Source organism: Streptomyces sp. NPDC055078 (genome assembly GCF_053607985.1).
In genome coordinates, this window is record NZ_JBSGUP010000441.1 from 1 (window position 1) to 6,910 (window position 6,910).

At 74.4% G+C, this 6,910-nt stretch carries 5 protein-coding genes; 1 reads left to right on the plus strand and 4 read right to left on the minus strand.

Annotated elements, in window-relative coordinates; all coding sequences use genetic code 11:
- From ACWF94_RS28685 to ACWF94_RS28695, 3 genes are all read right to left on the minus strand, one after another.
- A partial coding sequence (locus tag ACWF94_RS28685) for an ATP-binding protein (protein WP_453494648.1) occupies positions 1-2,950 on the minus strand: 2,950 nt, incomplete at its 3' end.
- A 198-nt stretch (positions 2,951-3,148) separates the two neighbouring features.
- Positions 3,149-3,613: a hypothetical protein gene (locus ACWF94_RS28690; RefSeq protein WP_453494651.1), complete on the minus strand. Its 465-nt coding sequence runs from the start codon at positions 3,611-3,613 to the stop codon at positions 3,149-3,151.
- Between the two features lie 186 nt (positions 3,614-3,799).
- Positions 3,800-4,015, minus strand: coding sequence for a DUF397 domain-containing protein (locus tag ACWF94_RS28695; RefSeq protein WP_453494657.1), 216 nt, complete (start codon positions 4,013-4,015; stop codon positions 3,800-3,802).
- A gap of 347 nt (positions 4,016-4,362) precedes the next feature.
- On the opposite strand from ACWF94_RS28695, the gene paaK reads away from it, so the two are divergent.
- Positions 4,363-5,643, plus strand: a complete 1,281-nt coding sequence (gene paaK, locus ACWF94_RS28700; RefSeq protein ID WP_453494654.1) for a phenylacetate--CoA ligase PaaK — start codon at positions 4,363-4,365, stop codon at positions 5,641-5,643.
- 98 nt (positions 5,644-5,741) lie between these two features.
- Here paaK and ACWF94_RS28705 read toward each other — a convergent pair whose 3' ends face one another.
- Positions 5,742-6,842 carry a calcium:proton antiporter gene (locus ACWF94_RS28705; protein ID WP_453494660.1) on the minus strand — a complete coding sequence of 367 codons (1,101 nt, stop codon included), beginning with the start codon at positions 6,840-6,842 and terminating at the stop codon, positions 5,742-5,744.
- Between the last annotated feature and the right edge of the window lie 68 nt (positions 6,843-6,910).

Below are 6,910 nucleotides of genomic sequence, written 5' to 3' on the forward strand. Positions count from 1 at the left end.
CGTCCGCGCCCGACCCGAGGTGGGCGGCGGAAACGCCCGCACCCTCGCCGGGAGGCACCGGCGGATCCGGCTGGTCCGCGCCGGTCCCTCGGTCGGCGGCGGAGCGCAGCCGGGTCACGGCCGGTGCGTCGCGGTGGAGCGCGGCGGCCACGGCCGCGCGGTCCCGGCCCTGGGCGGTCAGGACGGCCTCGGTGCGCTCGCGGGTGGTCAGCTCATCCCCTTCGGGGGCGCGGGCCCGGGGCGGCCGTACGCCCGCTGCCGCGAGTTCGTCGCGGGCCGTGGCGGCGAGCAGGTCGGCGCCGCACCGGGCCGCGCCCGCCAGACCGCGCAGGAGGAGGTCGGCGCCGTCCTCGGGACGGCCGGTACGGCACAGGTGGGTGCCGAGGGCGACCTCGGCGCGGGCGAGTTCACCGGCGGCGGGGGAACGCTCCAGCTGGGCGACGGCCTCCCGCAGGAGGGTGGTGCGCTCGTCGCCGTGCGACACCTCGGCGGCGACCCGCAGCGCCTGCCCGATGGCGGACGGGGCGGCGTACCGCCGGGCGCGCTCCACCGCGTCGAGGGCCCGCGCCCTGGCCCGCTCCGGCGCGTCCTTCGCCTCGGCGAGGGCGAGGTGGAGCTGCCAGGGGCACCAGGCGGGGTTGTGGATGCCGCGCGGGTCCAGCCTGCCGCCCACGGACGCCAGCTCGACGGCCGCCTCCCGGGTCCGGCCCTGGGCGAGCAGCAGTTCGCCGTACACGGTCTGCGAGTCGGGGAAGGTCACGGCGGCGGGGAAGGGTTCGCCGAAGTCGTGGTCGCGGGCGACACGGCCGGCCTCCGCCACCCGGCCCCGGGCGAGCAGCGTCTCCACCAGGACGGAGACGCCGTACCACTCGGCGGGGGTGCGGGGGCCCACCCGTTCGGCCAGGCGCAGTCCGGCGCGCGCGAGTTCCTCGGCCTCGGTGAGCCGTCCGCACCGGTAGCGGACATAGCCGAGGAGGGTGTAGGCGAAGGACAGATGGGCGCCGCGCCAGCCCTGGCGTTCGAATTCGGCGGTCCCGGCGGCGAACAGCTCCTCGGCGCGGCCCGGCCGGTCGGCGAAGACAAAGGTGAGGGCGACGAGTACGGGGACTTCGAAGCCCCGGTCCGCCACGGCCCAGCTCAGCCCGCCCGCCAGGGCGCGTTCGGCGTGGTGCAGGGCGACGGAAGCGGGCTCGGCGCGCAGGGTGGCGTCCCAGGCGCGCAGGCCGATGATGTACCGCTCGGTGAGGTCGCGTCCGGTGAGCCGGTCGGCGAGCCGGGCGAGCCGCCGGGAGCGGGCGGGGGTCCCGGGTTCATCGGCGCGGAAGGCGTCCCACATGAACTTCTCGGCCCGCATCCGCAGCCGGGTGCGCGGGTCGGTGGTGCGCTGTGCCTCGTCGGCGAGGGTCTCGGTCGCCTCGCCGAGCCGGTCGGAGTGGGCGAGGACCTGGGAGAGCCGGTAGACGATGCCCTGGCGCAGGGCGGGGTCGGCGATGGGTTCGTCGAGTGCCGCCCGCAGATGGTTGACGGTGGTGGCGGGTTCGGTGAGGAGGGAGGAGCAGCCCAGTTCGTACAGGACGGCGGCCCGGTCGGCGGGGGCCGGGGGTTCGCGCAGCGCGCGGGCGAGCTGGCGGCGGGCCGCGTCGGGGGCTCCGGCGCGCAGTGTCTCCCGGGCCGCCTCGCGCAGCCGCTGGACGACCCAGGGGTCGCCCTCGGGGTGGGTCTCCATCAGATGGCGCGCGGCGGCGGTCGCGCCGAGTCCGGCGTCCACGACGCACCAGGCGGCCTGCCCGTGGAGGGCGACGCGCACGGCGTCGGGTATCGCGCGGTAGACGGCGGTGGCGATCAGCGGATGGACGAACTCCAGGGTGCCGTCGGCCGTCGGCGTGCCGGTGAGGATACGGGCCTCGCGCAGCCGGTCGGCCGCGTCGGCGGCGGCTTCGGTGCCGAGTCCGGCGACGGCCGCGGCGAGTGCGGGCTGGATCTCGGTGCCGAGGACGGCGCCCGCCCAGGCGAAGCGGACGGTGGCCGGGCCGAGCCGGTCGAGCCGGGAGATCAGCCCGCTGCCCTTGACCGCGGCGGCGAGATCGCGCAGCAGCGGTGTGCCGGACTCGTCGGGTGCGATGGACCGGTCGCGGACCTTGGCGAGGAGTTCGATGGTCTCGAAGGGGTTGCCCGTGGTGACGGCCCAGCACTCCTGGCAGAAGGCGTCCTCGGCCCGGTCGCCGAGCCAGTCCCGGACCAGCCGGGCGACGGCCGGGGCGGTGAGCGGTTCGAGGTCGAGGGGGCGCTGTCCGGCCCGGCCGGGCAGCCGGCGGAACTGGTGGGCGTGGTCGGGGAGTTCCTCGGGCCGGTAGGCGACGACGAGGAGCATCGGCAGCTCTTCGGCGCGCGGTGCGAAGGAGGCGAGCCAGCTCAGGGACTCGGGGTCGGCCCAGTGGGCGTCGTCGAGGACGAGGACGAGCGGGGCGCGCTGGACGGCGAGGTGGGTGAGGACCCAGTCGAGTCCGTCGCGCAGGCCCTGCGGGTCGGGCGGTGCGCCCGCGCCCGCGGTGCACAGGCCGAGCGCGGGGCCGACGATGGCGTACCAGCTGCCCAGCCGCCGGCGCAGCTCCTCCTCGGAGGAACCGGCGAGCTGGGGCTGGATCAGCTGCCGCGCGACATGGAAGGCGACCTGCTGTTCCTGTTCGCCGCCGCGCGCGGAGAGGACGGTGCAGCCCCGGTCGGCGGCGCGGCGGCGTATCTCGGTGAGCAGGGTGGTCTTGCCGAGGCCCGGGTGCCCCGCGAAGGCGAGCAGCGCGCCGCGCGGCTGTGCCGGTGAGGCGGGGCCGCCGTGATCGCCGGGGCGATCGCGGCGCGCTCCGGTCAGTTCGGTCAGCGCCTCGTCAGCGGCGGCCAGTTCGGCTTCGCGCTCGAAGAGGCGGCGCTTGACGGTACCGGCACGTCGCGACATGTACACCCCCACCGCCGGGCGCGCGCCCGGCACGGTGCGGGGGCCGCCGGGACGGACGTCCTTGAGGGATCACAGCGTACGCCAGCGGGCATGGCAAGGTATCCGTCCGGACAGAAAACGGCTGCTGGGAAGCATTCGGGAAAAGAACCGGGCGGGAAGCGGAAGGAACGGTTCGGATTCCTGGGGCGAGGGAGGCGGTCAGGCGGACGACTGGGGCGCGCGGGTCGCGGCGGCGGGGGCGGCACCGGCCCGGTCCAGCGGCTGCCGGGCCTGCTCACCGCCGGTGCGTGCGGTCAGCGAAGGCACCGCGGATGCCGCAGACACCGCCGATCCCGCTGATCCCGCAGACACAGCAGAGGCCGAAGTCCTCGCGGACGCCGAGGACCCGGCGGGCAGCGACGGCACCGAAGCCGATGGGGCCGCGCCGGGCCGCTCACGCTCGGCCGGGGCCGCGGAACCGGACGCGGAATCGCCCGTCCCCCGGGCGCGCAGCCGGTGGCTCGCGGCCTCGTCGAGGGTCACGGGTCGCTTCAGCCGTGCGGCGAGCCCGGTCGCCTCCCGGCCCAGCGCGGCGAGGTCCTCCCAGGAGAGGCGGACCACCAGGCGGAGTTCGGCCTCCCCGTCGGGGAGAGCGTGGAGAGACGGGGTGACGGCGTCCTTCATGGCTGATCCTCACGCTGGGGAACGGGATCCCGGCGGGTGGCACTGCGCTCCCCGGGCCGGGGTGTGCCCAGTGATACGGACACCGTCCACGCCGCGTTCAGCGGGCGGGCGGGTCGCGCAGTCGCCCGGTCGCGCGAGCCCGGGTCGCACGCCGGCCCGCCGGTGCCGTCGGGTGCCGTCGGGCCCTCAGGTGAGGTCGAACTCCCCGTCACGGGCGTTCAGCACGAAGGCGCGCCACTCGGCCGGGCTGAAGATCAGCGGCGGGCCATCCGGCCGGCCGCCGTTGCGCATGGCGATGAATCCCTCCACGAAGGCGATCTGGACATCTCCCGCCCCCTGGCTGCCGGACTGCCAGTCGGCGTTGCTGAGGTCGAGTTCGGGCTTGTCCCAGCCCGAAAACATCTGCGTGGTGGTAGTGGTGGTGCTCTCGGCCACGTCCGTGCTCCTCCCGCATGGTCTGCGGGCTCAGCCTAGCGATCGCCCCGACTCCCGGACAGGCCGCGGAAGCGGCCTTGGCGGACATCAGGTGGTGGGGGTGACCTTCCAGCCGGTCGCGGTGGGCGAGCCGGGCCGGATCGCCCAGCGCGGGCGGTGGCTGCCGGGACCTGATGACCCGGGCCGGGAATCCGCGCCACGGCGCGGATGAAGTGGTCGCGAGCCTCTTGCCAGGGGCTCGACGGGCTGAATTACTGGCTCCGAACACAGCGACCGAATGATCGGTCGCCCGATTCGGTACAGGAGCGGCCCGTATGACGGAACTGCTGGACGCCGGGGAGCGGCTCGGCCGCGAGGAGCTTGAGGCGCTGCAGCTGGAGCGGCTGCGGGCGAGTCTGCGCCATGCGTACGACCACGTCGCCTTCTACCGCGAGTCCTTCGACCGGGCGGGACTGCGGCCGGAGGACTGCCGTACGCTCGCCGACCTCGGCCGGTTCCCCCTCACCGCCAAGTCCGACCTCCGCGACAACTACCCCTTCGGGATGTTCGCCGTGGACCGGTCGCGGGTGCGCCGCCTCCATGCCTCCAGCGGCACCACCGGCCGTCCCACCGTCGTCGGGTACACCGAACGCGACCTGGACATCTGGGCCGATGTCGTGGCCCGCTCGATCCGCGCGGCCGGGGGCCGTCCCGGCCACCGCATCCATGTCGCCTACGGATACGGACTGTTCACCGGCGGCCTCGGGGCGCACTACGGCGCCGAGCGGCTCGGCTGTACGGTGATCCCGGCCTCCGGGGGCATGACCGCGCGCCAGGTGATGCTGATCCAGGACTTCCGCCCCGAGATCATCATGGTGACCCCCTCGTACATGCTGACGCTGCTCGACGAGTTCGAGAAGCAGGGCATCGACCCGCGTACGACCTCGCTGCGGACGGGCATCTTCGGAGCGGAACCCTGGACGGAGGAGATGCGGCGCGAGATCGAGGACCGGTTCGCGATCGACGCCGTGGACATATACGGGCTGTCGGAGGTCATGGGGCCCGGGGTGGCGCAGGAGTGCGTGGAGACCAAGGACGGGCTCCACATCTGGGAGGACCACTTCCTTCCCGAGGTCATCGATCCGTTCACCGGGGAGGTGCTGCCGGACGGGGAGCCGGGTGAGCTGGTCTTCACCTCGCTGACCAAGGAGGCCATGCCGGTCATCCGCTACCGCACCCGGGATCTGACCCGGCTGCTGCCCGGCACGGCGCGGGTCTTCCGCCGGATGGAGAAGGTGACCGGCCGTAGCGACGATCTGCTGATCCTGCGCGGGGTGAATCTCTTCCCGACCCAGATCGAGGAGATCGTGCTCCGTACGGCCCATGTCGCCCCCCACTTCCAGCTGCGGCTGACCCGGGAGGGCCGGCTGGACGCGCTGACCGTACGGGCGGAGGCCCGCCCGGAGGCGACACCCCGGCAGCGCGCGGAGGCGGCAGGGGCGCTCGCGGCGGCCGTCAAGGACGGGGTGGGCGTGTCCGTGGCGGTCGAGGTGGTGGACCCGGGGGTGCTGGAGCGGTCGGTGGGGAAGATCAAGCGGGTGGTGGACCTGCGGTAGGCGGCGCTACGGGTGGGGCGCCCGGTGGGTGTTCCGGGGCGGCGGCCCGCGCTGCCCTGCGGCGCCCGCGCGGACGGACCGGGCCCGCCGCTCTCGCGTCAGGGGCTGAACGACAGAAAGACGAACGCGGCGAACAGCACCAGGTGCACCCCGCCCTGGAGCAGGGTGGCGCGGCCCGGCACCACCGTCAGGGCGCTCACGACGGCGGTGAGGGCGAGAAGGACCATATGGGTCGCGTCCTCGCCGAGGACGAGCGGGCCCGAGAGCCAGATCGAGGCCAGTGCGATGGTCGGGACGGTCAGCCCGATGCTGGCGATGGCGGAGCCGTACGCCAGATTGAGGCTGGTCTGCATTCTGCCCAGGCGGGCGGCCCGTACCGCAGCCAGGGTCTCCGGCAGCAGTACGAGGAGGGCGATCAGCACACCGACGACGGCGGTCGGCAGCCCCGCCGAATCGACCGCGTCCTCGATGGCCGGTGAGACGAGCTTGGCGTTGCCGACGACGGCGACGAGCGCCACGACCAGCAGGGCCACACTCGCCCAGGTCTCCCGGTCGGTCGGCGGGAGCGCGTGCTCGTCGGGTCCGCACGGCTGCCCGTCGGGCCGTACCGGCAGGAAGTAGTCGCGGTGCCGTACGGTCTGCACCCCGACGAAGAGCCCGTACAGCAGCAGCGAGGCGACGGCGGCGAAGGCGAGCTGGTCGCCGGTGAACTCGGGGCCCCGGTGGCCCGTGGTGAACGTGGGCAGCACCAGGGTCATGGTGGCCAGCGTGCAGACGGTCGCCAGGGCGCCGCCCGAGCCCTCCGCGTTGAAGAAGGCGACCCGGTTGCGCAACGCCCCGACCAGCAGGGACAGTCCCACGATGCCATTACAGGTGATCATGACCGCGGCGAAGACGGTGTCCCTGGCGTAGGTGGACGCCTTGTCTCCGCCGCCCGCCATCAGCGTGACGATGAGGGCGACCTCGATCACGGTCACGGCCACGGCCAGCACGAGCGAGCCGAAGGGCTCCCCGACCCGGTGGGCGACCACCTCGGCGTGATGGACGGCCGCCAGGACCGCGCCGATGAGGCACAGTCCGATGACAGCCAGCGCGAACGTGGGCAGCTCCCGGCCCCACCCCAGCACGAGGGCGGCCACCGCCACGACCGGCACCCAGGTGGTCCACCGCGCTACGAACCCTCGCGTGCCGCTCTTCATGCCCGCCACGCTGCCAGCAGGAGCGGTGGCGCGCGCGTGGTGCTGGGCCAACGGGGGCGATCGGGTGG